At 67.8% G+C, this 20180-nt stretch carries 18 protein-coding genes; 8 read left to right on the top strand and 10 right to left on the bottom strand.

Annotated elements, in window-relative coordinates; all coding sequences use genetic code 11:
* Positions 1-50: 50 nt before the first annotated feature.
* From ABIC25_RS14660 to ABIC25_RS14650, 3 genes are read left to right on the top strand one after another with little or no spacing between them, the layout of a single operon-like run.
* Positions 51-938: a sugar phosphate isomerase/epimerase family protein gene (locus ABIC25_RS14660; RefSeq protein ID WP_239402465.1), complete on the top strand. Its 888-nt coding sequence runs from the start codon at positions 51-53 to the stop codon at positions 936-938.
* Positions 935-1912, top strand: a complete 978-nt coding sequence (locus tag ABIC25_RS14655; RefSeq protein ID WP_239402464.1) for a TIGR03621 family F420-dependent LLM class oxidoreductase — start codon at positions 935-937, stop codon at positions 1910-1912. The genes ABIC25_RS14660 and ABIC25_RS14655 overlap by 4 nt, the downstream gene beginning before the upstream one ends.
* A gap of 8 nt (positions 1913-1920) precedes the next feature.
* Positions 1921-2970, top strand: a complete 1050-nt coding sequence (locus ABIC25_RS14650; RefSeq protein WP_239402463.1) for a zinc-dependent alcohol dehydrogenase — start codon at positions 1921-1923, stop codon at positions 2968-2970.
* A gap of 10 nt (positions 2971-2980) precedes the next feature.
* Here the strand turns inward: ABIC25_RS14650 and ABIC25_RS14645 are convergent, their stop codons facing one another.
* From ABIC25_RS14645 to ABIC25_RS14630, 4 genes are read right to left on the bottom strand one after another with little or no spacing between them, the layout of a single operon-like run.
* Positions 2981-3751, bottom strand: a complete 771-nt coding sequence (locus ABIC25_RS14645; RefSeq protein WP_239402462.1) for an SDR family NAD(P)-dependent oxidoreductase — start codon at positions 3749-3751, stop codon at positions 2981-2983.
* A complete protein-coding gene (locus tag ABIC25_RS14640) occupies positions 3748-4851 on the bottom strand; it encodes a zinc-binding dehydrogenase (protein ID WP_004020493.1) in 1104 nt (367 codons plus the stop codon). The genes ABIC25_RS14645 and ABIC25_RS14640 overlap by 4 nt, the downstream gene beginning before the upstream one ends.
* A complete protein-coding gene (locus ABIC25_RS14635) occupies positions 4848-5804 on the bottom strand; it encodes a TIGR03619 family F420-dependent LLM class oxidoreductase (protein ID WP_354562020.1) in 957 nt (318 codons plus the stop codon). Before ABIC25_RS14635 ends, ABIC25_RS14640 begins: the two co-directional genes overlap by 4 nt.
* The gene (locus ABIC25_RS14630) at positions 5804-7555 is read right to left on the bottom strand and encodes a PEP-utilizing enzyme (protein ID WP_004020491.1); all 1752 of its coding nucleotides are present in this window, start codon (positions 7553-7555) and stop codon (positions 5804-5806) included. Before ABIC25_RS14630 ends, ABIC25_RS14635 begins: the two co-directional genes overlap by 1 nt.
* A 256-nt stretch (positions 7556-7811) precedes the next feature.
* On the opposite strand from ABIC25_RS14630, the gene ABIC25_RS14625 reads away from it, so the two are divergent.
* Positions 7812-11201, top strand: a complete 3390-nt coding sequence (locus ABIC25_RS14625; RefSeq protein WP_354562019.1) for a pyruvate carboxylase — start codon at positions 7812-7814, stop codon at positions 11199-11201.
* Between the two features lie 23 nt (positions 11202-11224).
* Here ABIC25_RS14625 and ABIC25_RS14620 read toward each other — a convergent pair whose 3' ends face one another.
* Positions 11225-11725: a nuclear transport factor 2 family protein gene (locus ABIC25_RS14620; protein ID WP_354562017.1), complete on the bottom strand. Its 501-nt coding sequence runs from the start codon at positions 11723-11725 to the stop codon at positions 11225-11227.
* Between the two features lie 142 nt (positions 11726-11867).
* Here ABIC25_RS14620 and ABIC25_RS14615 point away from each other — a divergent pair, with 142 nt between their 5' ends.
* Positions 11868-12458: a TetR/AcrR family transcriptional regulator gene (locus ABIC25_RS14615; RefSeq protein ID WP_354562016.1), complete on the top strand. Its 591-nt coding sequence runs from the start codon at positions 11868-11870 to the stop codon at positions 12456-12458.
* A gap of 67 nt (positions 12459-12525) precedes the next feature.
* Here the strand turns inward: ABIC25_RS14615 and ABIC25_RS14610 are convergent, their stop codons facing one another.
* The 4 genes from ABIC25_RS14610 to ABIC25_RS14595 all read right to left on the bottom strand — a co-directional run bounded on the left by ABIC25_RS14610 (position 12526) and on the right by ABIC25_RS14595 (position 16541).
* Entirely contained in the window at positions 12526-13185 is a 660-nt protein-coding gene (locus ABIC25_RS14610) for a GntR family transcriptional regulator (RefSeq protein ID WP_354562014.1), read from the bottom strand.
* A gap of 95 nt (positions 13186-13280) precedes the next feature.
* Positions 13281-14267, bottom strand: coding sequence for a transketolase family protein (locus tag ABIC25_RS14605; protein WP_239402455.1), 987 nt, complete (start codon positions 14265-14267; stop codon positions 13281-13283).
* 1 nt (position 14268) lies between these two features.
* Positions 14269-15165, bottom strand: coding sequence for a transketolase (locus tag ABIC25_RS14600; protein WP_064571421.1), 897 nt, complete (start codon positions 15163-15165; stop codon positions 14269-14271).
* Complete coding sequence (locus tag ABIC25_RS14595) at positions 15162-16541, bottom strand: MFS transporter (protein ID WP_239402454.1); 1380 nt, start codon at positions 16539-16541, stop codon at positions 15162-15164. Before ABIC25_RS14595 ends, ABIC25_RS14600 begins: the two co-directional genes overlap by 4 nt.
* A gap of 169 nt (positions 16542-16710) precedes the next feature.
* Here ABIC25_RS14595 and ABIC25_RS14590 point away from each other — a divergent pair, with 169 nt between their 5' ends.
* Positions 16711-17592, top strand: a complete 882-nt coding sequence (locus tag ABIC25_RS14590) for a sugar phosphate isomerase/epimerase family protein (protein ID WP_239402453.1) — start codon at positions 16711-16713, stop codon at positions 17590-17592.
* Between the two features lie 26 nt (positions 17593-17618).
* Entirely contained in the window at positions 17619-18389 is a 771-nt protein-coding gene (locus tag ABIC25_RS14585) for an SDR family NAD(P)-dependent oxidoreductase (RefSeq protein WP_239402452.1), read from the top strand.
* 25 nt (positions 18390-18414) lie between these two features.
* Here ABIC25_RS14585 and ABIC25_RS14580 read toward each other — a convergent pair whose 3' ends face one another.
* Positions 18415-19185, bottom strand: a complete 771-nt coding sequence (locus ABIC25_RS14580) for an enoyl-CoA hydratase-related protein (protein ID WP_004020482.1) — start codon at positions 19183-19185, stop codon at positions 18415-18417.
* A gap of 240 nt (positions 19186-19425) precedes the next feature.
* On the opposite strand from ABIC25_RS14580, the gene ABIC25_RS14575 reads away from it, so the two are divergent.
* Positions 19426-20175: a FadR/GntR family transcriptional regulator gene (locus ABIC25_RS14575; RefSeq protein WP_033204266.1), complete on the top strand. Its 750-nt coding sequence runs from the start codon at positions 19426-19428 to the stop codon at positions 20173-20175.
* Positions 20176-20180: the final 5 nt, after the last annotated feature.

Genomic DNA, 20180 nt, shown 5'->3' with positions numbered 1-20180 from the left:
GTATGATCCATGTAACACTAGTCAAAATAAAGTAACTAGGAGGTGCCGCGATGAGCGTGAACCCGGTCGTCTCGCTCGCGTCGTTGTCGGCGCTCGCGGTCCCGCCGCCGAGGTTCGTCGAGTACGCCGCGGCCGGCGGATTCGACGCGGTCGGTGTGCGGGTGTCCGACCGGTCGGGCGGCCGCGGACACCAGCTCGCCGAGGGGTCGCGCCTCCTCGCCGACACTCTGCTCGCACTCGACGATCACGGTCTCGAGGTGCTCGATGTCGAGGTGGTCAAACTGCATCCGGGATCGTCCCGAAGTGACTGGGGGCCGGTCTTGTTCGCGGGCGCGGCCCTGAGAGCGCGCTTCGTGATCGCCACCGTGCTCGACGACGATCGCAACCGGGCCGCGGACAATCTCGCCGCGCTGTCCGATGCGGCTGCCGATCACGGTCTGCGCTGTTGTCTCGAACCCATGGTCTTCACCGCGGTACGCGATCTCCGTGCCGGCCGGAAGATGATCGAGCACACCTCGGCGAGGTCGTCGGCCGGGCTCCTCCTCGATGCGCTGCACTGGTCGCGTGCGGGTGGCGATGTGACCGAACTCGAAGCCGGCGTCCGCAACGAGCGGATTCCCTACTGGCAGTTGTGCGATGCCCGCGTCACCGGGCCGGCGCGTAACGACAACGCCGCCATCGCCGAAGCGCGTGGGAACCGACTGGCACCCGGTGCGGGCGCGTTGCCGCTGCTGCGACTCGCAAGCATCCTCGGACGCGACACGCCGGTCAGCGTGGAGGTCCCGTCCGCACGCGGCGACGCGGATCCCCGCCGGTGGGCGATGGAGCTCGGTTCGGCGACGCGCCGCCTGCTCTCCCGGGTGCCGACGGGCACACCTCTGACGACAACAGCACCATCCGCAGTCGCCGACCCCGACGATACGAAAGTACCCTCATGACAACGCATGTGAAGAAACCCTTCCGCTTCGCCGCGCAGGTGTATAGATCGGGCACCGGTGCCCAATGGCGTGAGACCGCCAAGAGGGCCGAGGCGCTCGGATACTCGGCCCTCCACGTCTCGGACCACTACATCGGTCCGGGTCCCGCGCTCGATCCGACTGCGCATCGTCCGGTCACCCTCGCTCCGATCGCGAGCATGGCCATCGCGGCGGAGGTGACCGACGACCTGGTGATCGGGTGCCGGATGTTCTGCACCAGCTACCACGAACCGGTGGTTCTCGCGAAAGAGGCTGCGACCCTGGCGATGTTCGCGCCGGGGCGGATCGAGGTGGGTCTCGGTGCGGGATGGTTGGGCGCCGAGTACGAGGCGATGGGTGTGCCGTTCCCGTCTGCCGGTGAGCGGATCGACCGGCTCGCCGCGACCGTCGAACTGTGTCGGCAGCAGTTCGCCGGCGAGACCATCGACGTCGACCGGGGCGGTGTGCGGGCCACCGGATTCGAGCCGCTGCCGGTGCCGGAGACGGTGCCGCCCATCATGATCGGTGGTGGTGCTCGGCGGGTCCTGACCCTGGCGGGGGCGACCGCCGATATCGTCAGCATCAACTTCAACAACCGTTCCGGAAAGCTCGGTTCGGACAGTGTGGCGACGTCCACGGTCGACGAGACCCACAAGAAGCTCGAATGGGTCCGGGCCGGGGCGGGCGACCGGATGCCACAGATCGAGCTGGAGACCGGCGCCTACTTCGTGGCCATCGAGGGCGCCACGGACGTCACCGAGGAATCGTTGATCGAGCGCACCGGCTTCACCTCCACCGAACTGCGGTCGTTCCCGCACGCCCTCGTCGGATCGGTCGACGACATCTGCGAGCAGTTGGAACAACGCCGGGAGGAATTCGGTTTCTCCTATTTCACGATCGGTGATCGCGCGTTCGAGGAGTTCGCCCCGGTCGTCGAACGCATGACAGGAAAGTGAGACATCGAATGACGGTCACGGCAGGGTCTGCCCGCTACGTCCACGTGCCCGAGCCCGGAGTGCTCGAGACGACCCCGGAGACCGATGCGGAGCCCGGCGCAGGCGAGGTCATCGTCGACATCGGATTCTGCGGCATCTGCGCCACCGACACCCACGGCTACCAGTCGGCGGGCCTGCCGCCTGCGGTGTTCGGACACGAGTGGATGGGCACGGTGTCGGCGGTGGGTTCCGGTGTCACGCACCTGCGGCCCGGGCAACGGGTGATCGCCGGGGTCGGCCCCGCATGCGGCATCTGTGCCCAGTGCCGTGCCGGGCATGCCGACAACTGCGATCTCGCGTTCGCAGAGGCCAACGGCATCTCGCCGGGCGCGGCGGCACACGGTGGGTTCGCGGATCGCCTGCGGGTCTCCGCGCGACGTGCGATACCGGTACCCGACGCCCTGTCGGATGTCGAGGCCGCTCTGATGGAGCCGGCCACGGTCACCTATCACGCAGTGCGGCGGGCCCGGGTGCCGCTGGGTGCGACCGTGGTGATCCAGGGCGCGGGACCCATCGGTCTGCTCACCGCCCAGCACGCACGAGCTGCCGGCGCGGGCCGGATCCTCGTGTCCGAACCGTCTCCCGCACGGCGAGAGGCTGCGACCGCGCTCGGGTTCACCGACGTCCTGGCCCCGGAGAGCCTCGGCGACCGACTGACCGAGCTGACCGACGGTCTCGGTGCCGACATCGTCTTCGAATGCTCGGGCGTGGCGTCGCTGCTGCAGCCGAGTGCGGAACTCGTCCGACGCGGCGGGACGCTGGCGTTGCTCGGCTATCCGGGGACCGACTCCTCGGTGAGTTACGGGGATTGGCAGAGCCGCGAACTCACCGTGATCGGATCGCTCGCCTACACGCACTCGGACTTCATCGGTGCCATGACCCTGGTGGCGGAGGGGCGGATCGATCTGGCGTCGCTGCACACCGGCACCATCGGCCTCGGCGACCTCGAATCGATGTTCGCCGAACTCGATTCGGGCCGCAGCTCGCACACGAAGGTACTCGTCGATCCTCGTCGTTGAGTCGGAGCGGTCAGACGGGCACGTCCACGCGGGGCGGGACCGTCTGACCGCTTCCGCAGGTGGCCCCGCCGTCCACCGGGATCGTCGTACCGGTGACGAACGAGGCCAGTGGAGAGGCGAGGAAGGCGATGACCTCGGCGACCTCATCGGCGGTTCCCCATCGTTGCAGCGGCACCATGCGTCGTAGTGACTCATAGCGCTCGGGGGTGTTCACCGCGATCCGCCGCGTCATGCCGGTCTCGATGGGGCCGGGGCACACGGTGTTGACGCGGATGCGGTCGCCGGCGAGGTCGATGGCCAGGGACCTCGCGAGGTTCACCACGCCGGCCTTGGCCGCCGCATAGGGCCACCGGTTCGGTTCACCGCCGAGGGCTGTCGCCGACGCCGTCACCACGACCGAACCTCCCCCGCTCCGACGAAAGGCCGGAATCGACTCGCGCACACCGAGAACCACCGACCGCAGGTTCACGTCGAGGGATCGGTCGAAGACGTCGAGGTCGAGGGTTTCGATCGACCCGGAGGCCGGCACCCCGGCGTTGAGGATGAGCGCGTCGAGACGGCCGAACCTCTGCTCGGCGGTCTCGACGGCATGCCGGTTGTCGTCGGCAGACGTGACGTCCCCGACGACAGGGACGATCTGCGGATGGTCGTCGAACCTGGCGAGGGCCTCCGCGGAGGTGTCCACCGCCACGACGGAACCGCCGCGTTCGACGAGCAGTTCGGTCACGGCCCGTCCGATACCCGACCCGGCGCCGGTGACGACCGCGACGGAGTCGCTCACTCGGAGCCCATCTCGATGATCGCGCGGCCGACGATCTCGCCGCGGGCCAACGCCTGGTAGGCCTCGTCCACCTGGTCGAGGCGGTAACGACGGGTGATCACCCGCTCGGGTTCGACGATCCCGCCGGCCACCATGCGCAGCAGGGCGGGCATGTCCCGGCGAGCCTTGGCGCCGTATGAACCGCGGATCTGCAGGCTGCGCCGGACGAGCCGGGCCAGGTCGATCTCGCCCGGCGAACCGGCGGGTGCGATGCCGACGACGACGGCGCGACCGCCGTCGTCGAGGATGTCGAGTGCGGTCGCGAAGGTGCTCGGGTGTCCGAGTGCCTCGAACGCGACGTCCACACCGTGGCCGTCGGTCAGCGCGCGGACCTCCTCGACGACGTCGGTGTCGCGTGAGTTGACCGTGTGCGTGGCACCGAGCGCCGCCACGGCCTTCAGCTTGTCGTCGTTGACGTCGATCGCGATGATCTGCGCGACGCCCGCGGCGGCGGCGAACTGCACGATCGAGGAACCCACACCGCCGGCCGCCACGACGGCGATCCGGTCGGCCAGATGGAGTTCGGCGTTGTTGACCGCACCGAGTGCGGTGAACGAACTGCACCCGAGGATCGACACCTCACCGAGTCCGACGCCGTCGGGGACGACGAAGGCGTCCGAGGCGGGGACCACGCAGTACTCGGCCAGGCCACCCATCGAGTACATCGCCAGCGGGCTGCCGTCGTCGCGCTGGAGGCGGGTCTCACCGTCGTAGAGCGTTCCGTTGAGACGGTTGTGCGCGAAGAACTTCTCGCAGAGGTCGTCCATTCCGCGCGCACAGTGCCGACACTCGCCGCACGGCATGATGAAGCTGCAGACGACGCGATCGCCGACGGCCAGCGTGTCGACGCCGTCGCCGAGTGCTTCGACGACACCGGACACCTCGTGCCCGAGAACCGCCGGGGCCGGGAACCTCACCTCGGACTTCAGCACGTGCAGGTCGGTATGGCAGACCCCGCATGCGGTGACCTTGAGCAGGATCTCACCGCGGCGCGGCGTCGGACGCGGGATCTCCTCGACGGTCAGTGTCGGCGAATCGCCTTCGAAGACGGCGGCTTTCATGATGCGTTCTCCTTCTGCTCCCGGGCGGCCGGGCCGGTCGCGTCGTTCGCGAGCCGGATCAGCGGCGCGAGTCGTTCGGGCATCGCGGCCCAGTCGTCCGACGACCGGATGTCGTCGGAGAAATTGCATTCGATGATGAAGTGGTCGGCACCCACCGCGACCGCGGTCTCGAGGTCGGCGGCGACACCATCGAGTCCCTGGCCTCCCGAACCCACCGGGTCGGTGGGGCGCTGGAGGTAGGAACGCAGGTACAACCGCACCGGCGCCCGGTCGGCCGGGCGCTGTGCGGCCATGGCGTCGAGCTGCTCGCGCAGTGCATCGGCCGTTCCGCTGCTGGGGTTCCAGATGTCGAAAAGCGCTGCGGTGCGGGCGAGACCACGTTCCGAGCGTAACCCGGACAGCAGCGGCGGGTGGGGAGTCTGGACCGGTTTCGGGCGCACCGTCGACCTCGGGATCTCGAAGAAGTCACCGGCGAACTCCACCGGGTCGGGACCCCAACACGCCTGGACGGCGCGCACCAGCTCGTCCATCCGACGCCCCCGGGTCCGGGGATCGACGTCCATGAGGCGATGTTCCTCGTCGGACCAGCCGACGCCGAGCCCCGCGACGAGGCGTCCGCCGGAGAGCAGGTCGAGGGTGGCCAACCGCTGGGCGAGTTCGACGGGCCGGTGATACCCGGCGACCAGGATGCTGCTGCCGATCAGGGTTCGATCCGTGCAGGCGGCGGCGAAGGCCATCAGTTCGGTGGCCCCGAGCACCGACCGGTAGGCCGGGTGCACCCAGGTGGTGTGGCGTCCGCCGTACACGGAGCTGTTCTGCTCGGAGTAGAAGAGGTGTTCCTGCGCCCACAGGCCGGTGAAGCCGAGTTCCTCGGCGGCCACCGCGAAGTCGCGCACCGCCGCGACATCGACGTGTTCACCGAGCTGGGGCAGTGCGAGGCCGACGGTCGCCATCAGAGGATGGTGACCTGGCCGGTGGTGCCGTCGACTTCGATCATCGCGCCGTCCGTGATGCGGGCGGTGGCGTCCTGCACCGATACGGCACAGGGGATTCCGAGTTCGCGGCACACGATGGAGGAGTGTGTGATGGTGGCGCCGACGTTGACGACGACCCCGCCCGCGAACACGAACAGCGGTGTCCACGCCGGGTCTGTCTGCGGCGCGACCAGGATGTCGCCCTCCTCCAGCTGTTCGGCCTCATAGGGGTCGTGCAGGATGCGGGCGCGTCCTCGAGCCACCCCGGGAGCGCCGCCGACGCCGGTGAGGACGTCGCCGGGAACCGCAGGCTCCACCCGCTGCCCGGTGCGGCGGGGCCACTGCGACAGCGGGAGCGGTTCGAACAGGAAGAACGGCGGTTGCAGATCGAACAGCGCGAGGTACTGATCGCGACGCTCTCTGATGGTGTCGGCGAAGGACTCCGGGTCGGCGACGAACTGCTCCAGTTCGTCGTCGACGATCATCGTGATGTCGTGGTGGTCGTCCATCACGCCGCGCTCGACCATCCGGGAGCCGAGTTCGTAGAGCGCGCCGCGCATCTCGCCCATGATCTTGACGCAGGCGGTCTTGGTCCGCTCGCGCCAGGGCATGAACTTGGTGATGGACTTCGCCGCGTTCAGGAATGCCGTCTTCGTCTCCGCATCGGGCATCTTCTCGGCGAGCTCGGCGGTGAGAGCGATGCGCTTCTCCTGATTGCGGCGGAGGATGAGTTCGGGGTCGGCCTCGGCCGGGCTGTTGCGCATTCCGTTGATCGCCATCAGGGCGAGAACGGGTTTCGTCTCCCAGCTGTCGGAACGGATGTCCCATTCGTTGGGTGCGCGGGACCCGTACCGGTGGAGGAAGTCGTCGAACTGGTCCCGGAACTCCTTGGCGTCGGCGGACTCGCTGGACGCGATGGTCTCCAGCACCGACGACAGCCCGGCGTCGAAGATCTCGGTCAGTTCGGCCGAGCCCGCAACGAGGCGTCCGAGCTTCCACATCGCGTACGACGGTGCAGCCGAGTCGACACCGCCCAGGCCGCTGAGCAGGTCACCCAGCTTGTCGGCCTCACCGATGCTCGCGAGCAGTTCGCCAGCGACGGCCGGGCCCATCGTCGACAGTGTCGTGGTGACGGGGTGGTAGGCGTAGCAGTAGATGAGGTCGGGCAGCAGCGACCTCGCGTGTTCGACGAGTTCGGCGTCGGACAGGGAAGCGAAGTCGGGGCGCTGCTCACGGGCGGCGTCGGCCCGGCGCTTCGCCTCCTCCGCCTCCGGGAAGGTGTCGGTGGTGAGCGCCCAGGCGGTCTTCTCCGCGAGGCCCGCGGTCAGTTCGGCGTTCTCGTCGCCGGGCTTGGGCTGGTACTCGGGGATGTCGGGGTGATCGCCGACCCACAGGCTGTTCCACACGGGCACGGTCAGCCCCGGGAGGCGGGCACCGTTCAGCTCGGTCATCGAGAAGTTCGTGTAGTGATAGCCGCCGAAGTTGCCGATGATCTCCGGCATGACCTCGTCGATCTCCTCCGGCAGGTGCGTGCCGAGGTGCTTGGTGTAACCCTCGCGCCACCCGATGTTGAGGCCCTTGTTCCAGACCATCGTCACGTTCAGGGGACTCGACGGGTCCGGAAGGACCTCGCCCGCATTGGCCCGGGTGTAGACGGGGTAGCGGCTGCTGAACTCCCAGTCGGTGATCCAGCGGTCGATGTCGACCGGTCCCGCAGGCTGATCACTCATGGTTCCTCCTCGATCGAGGTGACGAGATGTGTATGTCAAGTCACACTATAGAAAGCTGACGCTGATGGAAACATGTACAGAGATATTTCGCAGCTGTTTGGACGCATGAGTCGCGCGTACACGCTCAATCAGTAACTTGACGGTGTATCTAGTATGGTGCGTGCAGACCCCGGAGATCTGGGTCACAGACTTCCCGGCGCCGCCCGTCCTTCCACGTGGTTCTCCCCGGCGCATCCGGTGACAGAAAGGAAAACCCATGTTCGAGAAGGTGCTGGTGGCGAATCGGGGCGAGATCGCGGTGCGGGCGTTCCGCGCGGCGGTCGAACTCGGTGCGACGACCGTCGCTGTCTACCCCCATGAGGATCGCAACTCGGTGCACCGGGCGAAGGCGTTCGAATCCTACGAGATCGGTGAGCGCGGACATCCCGTACGCGCCTACCTCTCGGTCGACGAGGTGGTCCGCACCGCGGTCGCAGCCGGCGCCGACGCCGTCTACCCGGGGTACGGCTTCCTGTCCGAGAATCCCGCTCTGGCGCGCGCGTGTGCGGCTCAGGGGATCACGTTCGTCGGGCCGTCCGCCGACGTGCTGGAGCTGGCGGGCGACAAGTCGCGGGCCGTGGCCGCCGCCGCGGCGGCGGGCCTGCCGGTGCTGGTCTCCTCGGCGCCGTCGAGTGATGTGGACCAGTTGGTGGCGGCGGGCGAGGAGATCGGGTTCCCCCTGTTCGTCAAGGCGGTGGCCGGCGGGGGTGGTCGGGGCATGCGCCGGGTCGACCGACCCGAGGGTCTCCGCACGGCGATCGAGGCCGCATCGCGGGAGGCGACGACGGCCTTCGGTGACGGAACGGTGTTCCTGGAGCGCGCGGTGGTCGACGCCCGGCACATCGAGGTGCAGATCCTGGCCGACGCCGCGGGCGAGGTCATCCACCTGTACGAGCGGGACTGCTCGCTGCAGCGGCGCCATCAGAAGGTCGTCGAGGTGGCGCCGGCGCCCCGGCTCGACCCGGAAGTCCGGGACCGGATCTGCTCCGACGCGGTCGCGTTCGCCCGTCACATCGGCTACACCTGTGCCGGCACGGTGGAATTCCTGCTCGGTGCCGACGGCCGCCACGTCTTCATCGAGATGAACCCGCGAATCCAGGTGGAGCACACGATCACCGAGGAGATCACCGACGTCGACCTCGTTGCGGCCCAGATGCAGATCGCATCGGGCGCGACTCTCGCGGACCTCGGGCTCGCCCAGGAGTCGATCGAGATCCGCGGAGCCGCCGTGCAGTGCCGGATCACCACCGAGGATGTCACCGACGGATTCCGGCCCGACACCGGCCGGATCACCGCCTACCGCACCCCGGGCGGCTCGGGGGTGCGACTCGACGGCAGCGTCGGACTCGGCTCCGAGATCGGTTCACACTTCGACTCGATGCTGGTGAAACTGACCTGCCGCGGACGGGATCTCGCCACCGCCAGGGCGCGCGCCCAACGGGCGATCGCCGAGTTCCGGGTGCGCGGAGTCGCCACCAACATCCCGTTCCTGCAGGCGGTCCTGGCCGACGAGGACTTCGGCGAATGGCGGGTGACCACGTCGTTCATCGAGTCCCGGCCGGACCTCCTCGACCAGCATGCGTCGGCCGACCGCGGCACCCGAATCCTCCGCTACCTCGCCGACATCACGGTGAACCGGCCCAACGGCGAGCGTCCCTCGACGGTGTATCCCTCCGACAAGCTGCCGGTCGTCGACCTGTCGGTCACCCCGCCGGAAGGATCCCGCGACCGCCTGCGCAGACTGGGGCCCGAGGCCTTCGCCGCGGAACTGCGCGCGTCGAGCGCACTGGCGTTGACCGACACCACCTTTCGGGACGCCCACCAGTCGCTGCTGGCCACCCGTGTCCGTACCCGGGACCTGCTGACGGTCGCACCGTACGTCGCGCGGATGACCCCGCAGCTGTGGTCGGTCGAGGTGTGGGGCGGCGCCACCTTCGACGTCGCACTGCGGTTCCTGAAGGAGGACCCCTGGGAGCGTCTGGCCGCCCTCCGGGAGGAGCTGCCCAACATCTGTCTGCAGATGCTGCTGCGCGGCAAGAACACGGTGGGCTACACGCCCTATCCCCAGCAGGTCAGCGATGCGTTCGTCCGAGAGGCGGCAGCCACCGGCGTCGACGTCTTCCGGATCTTCGACGCCCTGAACAACGTCGACGCGATGCGCCCGGCGATCGACGCGGTGCGCGAGACGGGGACCGGCGTCGCGGAGGTCGCGATGTCCTACACGGGCGATCTCGGTGATCCGGGCGAGACCCTGTACACGCTGGACTACTACCTCGCCCTGGCCGAGCGGATCGTCGAGGCGGGTGCCCATGTGCTGGCCATCAAGGACATGGCCGGCCTGCTACGCCCCGCCGCCGCAGCAACGTTGGTGCGCGCGTTGCGGTCTCGATTCGACCTACCGGTACATCTGCACACGCACGACACCGCAGGCGGCCAGCTCGCGACGTACCTCGCGGCGTGGGAGGCCGGCGTGGACGCCGTGGACGGGGCCAGCGCCCCTCTCGCCGGGACGACCAGTCAGCCTCCGCTGTCGGCGATCGTCGCCGCGACCCGGCACACCGACCGCGACACGGGGATCGACCTCGGTGCGACGTGCGCGCTGGAACCGTACTGGGCCGCGGTCCGGGCCGCGTACGCGCCGTTCGACACCGGCCTGCCTGCGCCGACGGGCCGGGTCTATGCACACGAGATCCCCGGCGGCCAGCTCTCCAACCTACGGCAACAGGCACTGGCCCTGGGGCTGGCGGACCGGTTCGAGGACGTCGAGGCCGCCTATGCCGGTGCCGACGCCGCCCTGGGCCGGCTCATCAAGGTGACGCCCTCGTCGAAGGTCGTGGGCGACCTGGCGCTCGCGCTCGTCGGCGCCGGTGCGAGCGCCGCGGAGTTCGCTGCCGACCCCACGGCCTACGACATCCCGGACTCGGTCCTCGAGTTCCTGCGCGGAGACCTGGGCGAACCGGCGGGCGGTTGGCCGGAGCCGCTGCGCACGCGCGCGTTGGAGGGCCGGGCGGACCCGCGTCCGGCGCAGGAACTCACCGACGACGACCTCGGGGCTCTCGCCGGGACGTCGGCGCAACGCCGCGGCGCCCTGAACCGGTTGCTCTTCCCGGCGCCGGATCGCGAATACCTCGAGCATCGGCGGACTTTCGGTGACACCTCGCGCCTGTCGACGAACCAGTTCTTCTACGGACTCCGCCAGGACGAGGAGCACCGCGTCGAACTGGAGAAGGGCGTCGAGCTGCTCATCGGGCTCGAGGCGATCTCCGATGCGGACGAGTCGGGGATGCGCAACGTGCTGTGCATCCTCAACGGACAGCTTCGGCCGGTGCGGGTTCGGGATCGGTCCGTGGAGTCGACGACACGGGCGGCGGAGAAGGCCGACCGCAGCGATCCGGGACACCTCGCCGCGCCCTTCGCGGGCGTGGTGACGCTCGCCGTGAAGGAAGGCGACGAGCTACGACGCGGCGAGCCGGTCGGGACCATCGAGGCCATGAAGATGGAGGCGACGATCACCGCACCGTGTTCCGGTGTGGTGCAACGGGTCACGGTGTCGGGCTCGGCCGAGGTCGAGGGTGGTGACCTGCTCCTGACGCTGGCCGCCTCCTGATACCCGCCCGCGCTGCCCCGTGGTCAGAGGCCGAGGTCGGACAAGCTCGGGTGATCGGCGGGGCGCGGTGCATTGCGGTCCCAGAAGAACTTTCGCTCACCGGCGTCGATGCGCACGTCATTGATGCTCGCGTGCCGGTGGGTCATCAGGCCATGTTCGTTGTACAGCCAGTTCTCGTTGCCGTAGGCGCGAAACCACTGGCCCGAATCGTCGTGGTACTCGTAGGCGAAGCGGACGGCGATGCGCTCGTCGCTGTGCGCCCACAGCTCTTTGATGAGTCGGTACTCGTGCTCGCGGTCCCACTTGTCGCTCAGGAACTCGATGATCTGATCCCGGCCGGTCACGAAGACCGAGCGATTTCGCCAGACGCTGTCGACGGAGTATCCCTGCGCCACGATCTGTGGATCCCGGCTGTTCCAGGCGTCCTCGGCGAGCCGGGCCTTCGTGGCGGCCGACTCGTCGGTGAACGGTGGGACCGGCGGCTTCGTGGTGGTTGTCGTGGAGGTCGAGACGGATGAGCTCATGGTCGTTTCCTGTCGAAGTCCGTGTGGGGGGTGTCCTGCTCCTGTAGACGAACCTGTCTACAGGACAAGACCGTAGGCCATGTAGACAGACTTGTCCACCCGGGCGCTGGAGACTGTGGACAGATCTGTCTACGATGGTGGCGTGAGTATCGCCGAGACACTGGATCCGGACATCGATGTGCCGACCCTCCCGGCTCGGGAACGGATACTGGCCACCGCGTACCGGCTGTTCTATCGCGACGGCATCCGGGCGACCGGCATCGACAAGGTGATCGCCGAGGCGGGGGTCACCAAGGTGACCTTCTATCGACACTTTCCGAGTAAGGACGCACTGATCCTGGCTTTTCTGGATCTGCGACATCGGCGCTGGATGGAGTGGTTCGTCGGCGCGCTCGACCGCCATGCTGCCGGCAATCGTCGCCGCCCCGCGGTGGTGTCGGCGATCGAGGAGTGGCTCACCGCGGACTCTTTCCGCGGTTGCGCTTTCATCAACAGCGTCAACGAGATCGGGGCCGATCTACCCGAGGTGTATGCCGTCACCGCTCGCCACAAGGCAGATATGGTCGCGGCCATCAAAGCGACTCTTCCGCCAGGTGCGAACCGCAACCGGACAGCACAAGCCCTCGGAGTGGCGGTCGACGGCGCAGTCGTGCAAGCGCAGTGGCACCGCGACGCCACCGCCGCGGTGAAAGGCCTGGCGACGATCGCCTCGACGCTGCTGCAGCCGGCGTGATCGGCTGAGGGGCGCGATGCGCCTCAGGATCTCGAGGTAGGGCTGACGGTCCGCACCGGTGGCCCGGTCACCGCACCAGGTTGTCCGCCGCCCAGTTCATGTGATCGGCAACCGTCTGTCGGGCCGCCACCGTGTCTCCGCTGTCGATCGCGTCGACCACCGCCATGTGGCGATCGGTGTCCATGTTGCCGAGCGCTCGATCAGTCCCGGCGTACATGATCGACATCCGGATCGAACCCTCGAGCGAGGTCCACGAGTGCACGAGCGTCTCGTTGCCGGTGAGGCGGCACATCGTGCGGTGGAAGTCGAGGTCGGCCTCGATTCGCTCGTCGAGATTGTCGGCTCCCGCACTGGCCATGCGCGACAGGGTTTCTCGCAGTTCTTCTGCGACGAGACCCCGATCGGACCGGGCGGCGAGCTGGACGGCTGCGAGTTCCTCGAGCGCGGCGCGGACCGCGAAGATGTCGCGGATCTCTTTCTGATCGAGGCTGCGCACGGAGAGCCGGCCGCGCGGGCCCGACACCACCAGGCCCTCCTGTTGTAGCTGACGCATCGCCTCGCGCAGCGTCCCGCGACTGATACCCAGGCGCTCGGACAACTCGGTCTCGACGAGGGAGCTGCGGGGCCGGAGCTCCCCCCTGGTGATGGCGGTACGCAGAGCTGCGACGGCCTGCTCCCGCAGATTGGTCCGCTGCAGACCCAGCAGGGCGCCCTTCTGGTCTGCCATCACCGTCCTCCTGTCGACAACAAGGGTGTTGACTGCTGTTTGTTGACATGAGTGTACGTGCATGGCGTGCCCAGAAGGGCGATGGCGGTCGTCGGTCAGAGTTCGGCGAGAACGCGTGCCTCGATGCTGGCGGTGGACAGGCCGTACCGGTGGTGCAGGGTCGGCAGCGCGCCGGCGTCGAGGAACTCGTCGGGCAACGCGATGGCCCCGACCTGGACGCCCAGTCCGCGCTCGACGATCGCCGAGGCGACGGTCTCGAACAACCCACCCACGCGCGTGTGGTTCTCCAGCGTGTAGGCGCGGCGACCCTTCGCCAGTTCCCCGAGCACGGTCTCGGAGTCGAACGGTTTGATGGTCGGCGTGTGGACGACGCTCACGTCCACGTTGTGCCGTTCGAGCTGTTCGGCGGCTTGCAATGCACGCATGGTCATCAACCCCGAGGAGATGAACACGACGTCGTTGCCGGGACGAAGCACCTTGGCCTTGCCGAGTTCGAAGGTGTAATCGTACTCGTCGAGAACGGTGGCCACCTTGCCGCGCAGCAGGCGGAGATACGACGGCCCGGGCGCCGCCGCCAGTTGCGGGACGGCCTGTTCCAGGTCGACCGAGTCACACGGGTCGACGATCGTCAGGTTCGGCATGCCGCGAAAGATCGCCATGTCCTCGGTGGCCTGATGACTCGGACCGTAACCCGTTGTGAGGCCGGGTAATCCGCCGACGATGTTGACGTTCAGGTTCGGCTCGGCGATGTCCAAGCACAGGAAGTCGTAGGCGCGGCGTGCGGCGAAGACCGAGTAGGTCGACGCGAACGGGATGAGTCCTGTCTCGGCCATACCGGCCGCGGCGCCGAACAGGAGTTGCTCGGCCATGCCCATCTGGAAGAAGCGGTCCGGCATCGCCTGGGCGAGGATGTGCATGTCGGTGTACTTGGCGAGGTCGGCACTGAGGCCGACGATCCGCGGGTCGGCCTCCGCGGCGCGGACGAGCGCATGGCCGAACGGCGCCGTGACGGTGCGCTGGCCGGGGTCGACGAACGAGGCGATCATCGCCGAGGTCTTGAGTTTCGGTGCGGTGGTGGTCATGTCAGGCCTTCGTGATGTTCGATGAGAAGCGTTCGGTCAGTTGGTCTCGGCAGATCTGCCACTCGTGCTCCTCGATCCGCATGAAGTGCGCCTTCTCGCGATCCTCGAGGATTGTCGCGCCATAACCGACCTTGGTGTCGCAGATGACGATCGACGGTGTCCCGCGCGGGGTGGCCCGGGATGCCACGTCGTCGAACGCGTCGAGGAGTGCGACCGGATCGTTGCCGTTGACCCGGCGTACGTACCAGCCGGCAGCTTCCCATTTCTGTTCGACCGGTTCGATGTTCAGAATCCCGGCCGTCGGGCCGTCGGCCTGCAGCGCGTTCATGTCGACCATCGCGATGAGGTTGCCCAGCTGATGGTGATGGGCGCCCATCGCGGCCTCCCACGTCGACCCTTCGTCGAGTTCGCCGTCGGACAGGAAGTTGAAGATGCGGGATTCCGAGTTCTGGTGGCGCAAGCCGAGGGCCATGCCGACCGCCACGGTCAATCCGTGGCCCAGCGAGCCCCCGGAGATCTCCATTCCCGGTGTGTACGAGGCCATCCCGGACATGGGAAGACGGGAGTCGTCGGCGGCGTAGGTGAGGAGTTCGTCGGTCTCGATGATCCCCGCCGCGGCGAGTGCGGCATAGAGGCCGATGGCGTAATGCCCGGTGGACAGCAAGAAGCGGTCGCGTTCGGCCCAGTGGGGGTCGGTCGGGCGGTGTCGGAGCTGGCTCGCATAGACGGTCGCGAGGATGTCGGCGGCGCCGAGCGCCTGGCCGACATATCCCTGCCCCTGGACCTCACCCATGTCGATGACATGGTGGCGCATCCGGTAGGCGAAGTCGGTGACCTCGGCGAGGCGGTCGGTGGGGTCGATCTCGATGTCGACGGCGGTGTGGGAGGTGACAGTCACAGCAGTTCCTTGGTGGGATGGGAGACAGAAGGGCGTTCGTCGACATGGTCGTGTTCAGCTGCATTGCGGTGCGCGTCGGCGACCAGGCGGCGCTGTTCGGGGCCCCACGTCTCGCGGGTCATCAGCGCGGCGACGAGCCCGATCGCAGCGTAGGAGGCGAACAACAGGGCGGGTCCGACCCACCCGAGCCAGATGAAGAGCAGGGTCGTGATGAAGGGCGTGAAGCCGGAGACCATGGCCGAGATCTGGTAGGCGAGGGAGGCTCCCGAGGCGCGGCGCGCGGCGTCGAACAGTTCGGGGAACCACGCGCCCTGCGCACCGGCAAGAGCGTTCTGGCAGACCGCATAGGACAGGACGATCGTCGCCGCGATGAACAAGATCAAGCCTGTGTTGACCAGCAGGAACATCGGGATCGCGAAGAGTACGGCGAACGCGCAGACGCCGATGTAGACGGGACGCCGACCGACCTTGTCGGTCAGTGTCGCCCACCCGACGGTGGCCCCCACACCGATCGCAGAGGCGATACACAGAGACGTCAGGGTCTCGCTCTTGGTGGCGAGTTCCTCGCTGTGCAGGTACGAGATCATGTAGGTGATCGACACCGCGTAACCGGCGGTTTCGGCGACGCGAAGTCCGATGCCGCGCAGGATGTCTCGCCAATCGCGCTTGATGGACTCGATGACCGGGGACTTCTCGACCCGGCCGGAGTCCTTGACCTCCTCGAACACCGGGGATTCGGGGACCTTGGCCCGGATGATCAGCCCGACCGCGACCAGCACGATGCTGGCCAGGAACGGCACCCGCCAGGCCCAGTCGCCACCGAGGTGGACGCTGCCGAGGAACACCAGATTGGCCAGCAGCAATCCGACGGGGAAGCCGGCCTGCACGATGCCGGTGTACTTGCCCTTCGAGCGCCATGGCGCGTGTTCGTAACTCATCAGAATCGCGCCACCCCATTCGGCGCCGAAGGCGAGGCCCTGCACGATCCGCACGATGACCAGGAGGATCGGGGCGATCACGCCGACCTGGGCGTAGGTCGGGAGCAGGCCGATCACGAAGGTCGCCAGGCCCATCACGATCAGCGAGGCGACGAGGACGGGTTTACGCCCGACGCGGTCACCGAGGTGCCCGCCGATGATGCCGCCGATGGGGCGGGCGGCGAACCCGACGCCGAGCGTGGCAAATGCCGCGAGCGTGCCGGCCACCGAACTCTGTCCGGGGAAGAACGCAGTGCCGAAGTACAGCGCTGCAGCCGTACCGAAGCCGATGAAGTCGTAGGTCTCGATCACGGCGCCGACCGAGGAGCCGACGGCGACGCGTTTTGCGTCCGGCGTGCCCTCGATCGGGCCGCGCATCTGGAGTGCCGCTGTCGTCATCGCGCACCCCTCCTTCGAGTAGATGGGTCAAGTTTCTCAGTGAGCGTTGGGCCGCAACAACCACGAGTGTGACCCGACACACTTTCATTGTCAACAGTCAACGGTTGGCGGTTGACTGTTTGCAGGTTGACGCTTAGTGTGGTCCGCATCACGATCAAGGAGGCAGGAAATGCGCCACCCACGACTTGGTTGTTCGACGATCACGTTTCGTCGACAAGAGCTGAGCCGAGCCCTCGGCACCATCGCCGAACTGGGGTTTCGTGAAGTCGATCTCGGTTCTCTACCGACGGTGTGCGAGCACGTCCCGCTCGCGCTCGATGAGCAGGTGCGATCTCGAGTCGCCCGGACAGTTCGGGACAGCGGACTCGGCGTGCGCTCGATCAACGCCGACATCGGCGACCTGAATCGCCCGGCTTCGACGAGCGAACTGGACGCCTCCCGCGCACATCTCCATGAACTGTTGACGCTCGCCGCCGCGGTGGGAGCGACTGCCCTGGTCCTGCCGAACGGAGCGTTGTCGCAAGAACCGGTCGAGACGCTCACCGCCGATCTCGACCGGGTGGCCGGCCGGCTCGCCGAGGCCGCCGAGACCGCCGAGGACTACGGGGTCGAGTTGTGGACCGAGTCCCTGCACATACATCGGTTGTGCTGCACGGCCGAACGCGCGCTGGCCCTTGCGGCCCGGCTGGACGGGAGCCGGGTCCGTCACGTCGTGGACTTCAGCCACGTCGTCGCCTCCGGAGCGGGGCTGACCGAGACGATCGACGCGTACGGTGACCGCACCGCCCACGTCCATCTCCGCGACGCGACCCGAGGACTCGTCTCCGATCTGCCCGACCCCTTGATGCCAGGCAACATCAATCTCAGCATCGGGCGGGGCGAGGTCGACTTCGCGCAGGGCTTGCTCGCGTTGCAACGCAATGCCTTCGACGGTCACTTCACCCTCGAACTGGAGACGCACGACGTGCCCGAGGGCGCGCGCGCATCGGCAGCCGCCGCGGCGGCCGACACCATCGAATCGCTTCTGAACCTGCACCCCGCCGGCACCTGAACATCGCTACAGCAAGGAGATTCACCATGACCATCAAGCGCACCGCCGTCATCACCGGCGCCGCATCCGAATCCGGACTGGGTCGCGCGACTGCCGCGCGCTATGCCGAGGAAGGCTGGGCCATCGTCGTTCTCGATCTCGACGGCGAGAGCTCGGCCAAGGTCGCCGCCGAGATCGGCAACGCCTACGACGTTCCCGCGTTCGGCACCGCCATCGACGTCGCCGACGAGTCCTCGGTCGGACGAGCCCATGAGGCCATCGCGGCCGAGGTCGCTTCGGGAGCGCTGCCCCCGATCGGCGCGCTCGCCAACATCGCGGGCATCACCTCACCCGTCCCGTTCCTCGAGACCACGGTCGACCTGTGGAACAAGGTGATGGCCGTCAACGCCACCGGCACCTACCTCGTCACGAAGGCATTCCTGCCGGACATGATCGAGAACGGATGGGGGCGGATCGTCAACATGTCGTCGGTGTCGGCCGAGCGTGGCGGCGGCGTCTTCGGCAAGGTTCCCTACTCGTCGGCCAAGGCCGCGGTCCTCGGCTTCACCAAGAGCCTCGCGCGCGAGCTCGGCGACTGCGGAGTGACCGTCAACGCGGTCGCGCCGGGCGCAGCAGACACCGCGATCCGGGTCGGCAGCACCTCCGAGCAGGAGGCGGCGATCGCCGCGAGCATCCCGCTGGGCCGCGTTGCCACCACTCGCGAGGTCGCCTCGGTCATCACCTTCCTCAGCTCCGAGGATGCTGCTTACCTCACCGGCACCACGATCGACATCAACGGCGGAAGCCACATGCACTGACGCTCGGTAGCACAGGTCGTCGTGATCAGCCCTTGGCCAGGCCGGCGACCTGTGCTTCGACGGCCGCCTTGGAATCCGGATGTTCGGAGAGCCGGACGGTGAACGACTGTTCGAGCTCGTAGCCGCGCCGGATGTCGAGGTCCTCACATCCGTTCAGCGACTGCTTGGCCAGCACGATGGCGTGCCGGCTCTTCGCCGCGATTGAACGGGCGCGCGCGGTGGCGATCTCCATCAGTTCCTCGTGCGCGACGACCTCGATCGGGGCACCCCAGCGTGCCAGCGTCGTCGCATCGGCGGGCTCGGCCGTGAGGAACATCCGGCGCATCGCCTGCTGGGGCAGCATCCGTGCGGTGAAGCGACCACCGCCGAGGACGCCGACATTCATCTCGGGAAGTCCGAACGTGGCCCGCTCGGAGGCGACGACGAGATCCGACAGGGCGACGAAGCCGAAACCGCTTCCCAGGGCGGGGCCGTTGACCGCCGCGACGACGGGCAGATGGCAGTCGCGGATGCTGAACAGCGCGCGCCGGGCACGTCGCATGGCGATGTCACCGCTGATCGTGGACATCGTGCGGAACTCGTTGATGTCGTTGCCCGCGCAGAAGATCCGGCCGCGCCCGGTCAGGACGATCGCGCGGACCTCCTGATCGTCGGACAGGGCGTCGAAGGTGGCGGCGATGTCGTCGTACATCTGGCCGTCCACGGCGTTCACCTTGCCGCGGGCCAGCTCGACACACGCGACGCCGGGCTCGCGCATCGTGACCGAGAGATGCTCTGATGCAGTGGTTGTCGCCATCTCGTGTGCCTACCTCTCCTGAGCCGCGCCGATTGATCGCTCGCTCGCGGCGGCGGTGCGCACGGGCGGCGGGCGCGAACAGATCGTGATCGGCTCCACGGTATCGAAGCTCCTTAAATATGTACAGAGTTTATGACGAAGGAGTCGCGGAGTTCGGGCAACCGGCTTGTTCGCGAACCGCCGGACGCCGAGGTCGGTAAGGTATCGACACCGACCGACCTGCGCACCCACGGGAGACCCATGACCGTCGCCGACGAGCCCGACACCCGTCAGCCTCGTGGACAGAAGATGTCCGCGAAGGTGGCCAACATGGTGGCCGACGAGATTCTCGGTGGCGGCATCGTCGAGGGTCAACGGCTGCCCACCGAGAAGGAGATGGTCACCGAGTACGGGGTGGCCCGGACGACGGTGCGCGAGGCGTTGCGGCTGCTCGAGAGTCGCGACCTGGTGACGATCAAGGCCGGGATCGGTGGTGGCCCCATCGCCAAGCGGCCCGAACTCGATTCCCTCGGCAACATCATGAAGCTCTTCCTGCAGATCAACGGCGCGAACATCAGCGATGTCATCGACGTACGGCTGATGCTCGAACCGATGGTCGCGCGCGCGGCGGCGGAGAATGTCACCGACGATCAACTCGATGCGATGCAGGCCGCGCTGGACCGGATGCGCGAGCACCCCGAGGACCACGACAACTTCCAGGAGAACAACGCGGCCTTCCAGCGCGGTGTCTACGAGGCTGCGGGCAATCCCGCCCTGCGGGTCGTGATGGAGACATTGTGGCTGCTCGTCCGCGACGCCGAACCCGTCGAACACCCCATCGCGACCCGGCTCGCGGCCTTCGAACTCCAGCAGGACATCCTCGACGCCATGCGCGCACGCGACGTCGAGGCGACGGCGGCCGCCATGGACGTGTTCAACCAGGAGTCCGCGCGGTACTACCGCCGCCGGCTCCGCGACATCATCTCCCGCCCGGTTCGGTGGCAGATCTGAGTTTC

The organism is Gordonia sp. PvP123, assembly GCF_040547295.1.
Classification (GTDB): domain Bacteria; phylum Actinomycetota; class Actinomycetes; order Mycobacteriales; family Mycobacteriaceae; genus Gordonia; species Gordonia terrae.
The sequence above is the reverse complement of the archived record's forward strand: the minus strand, read 5'-3'. Positions and strand labels throughout refer to the sequence as shown.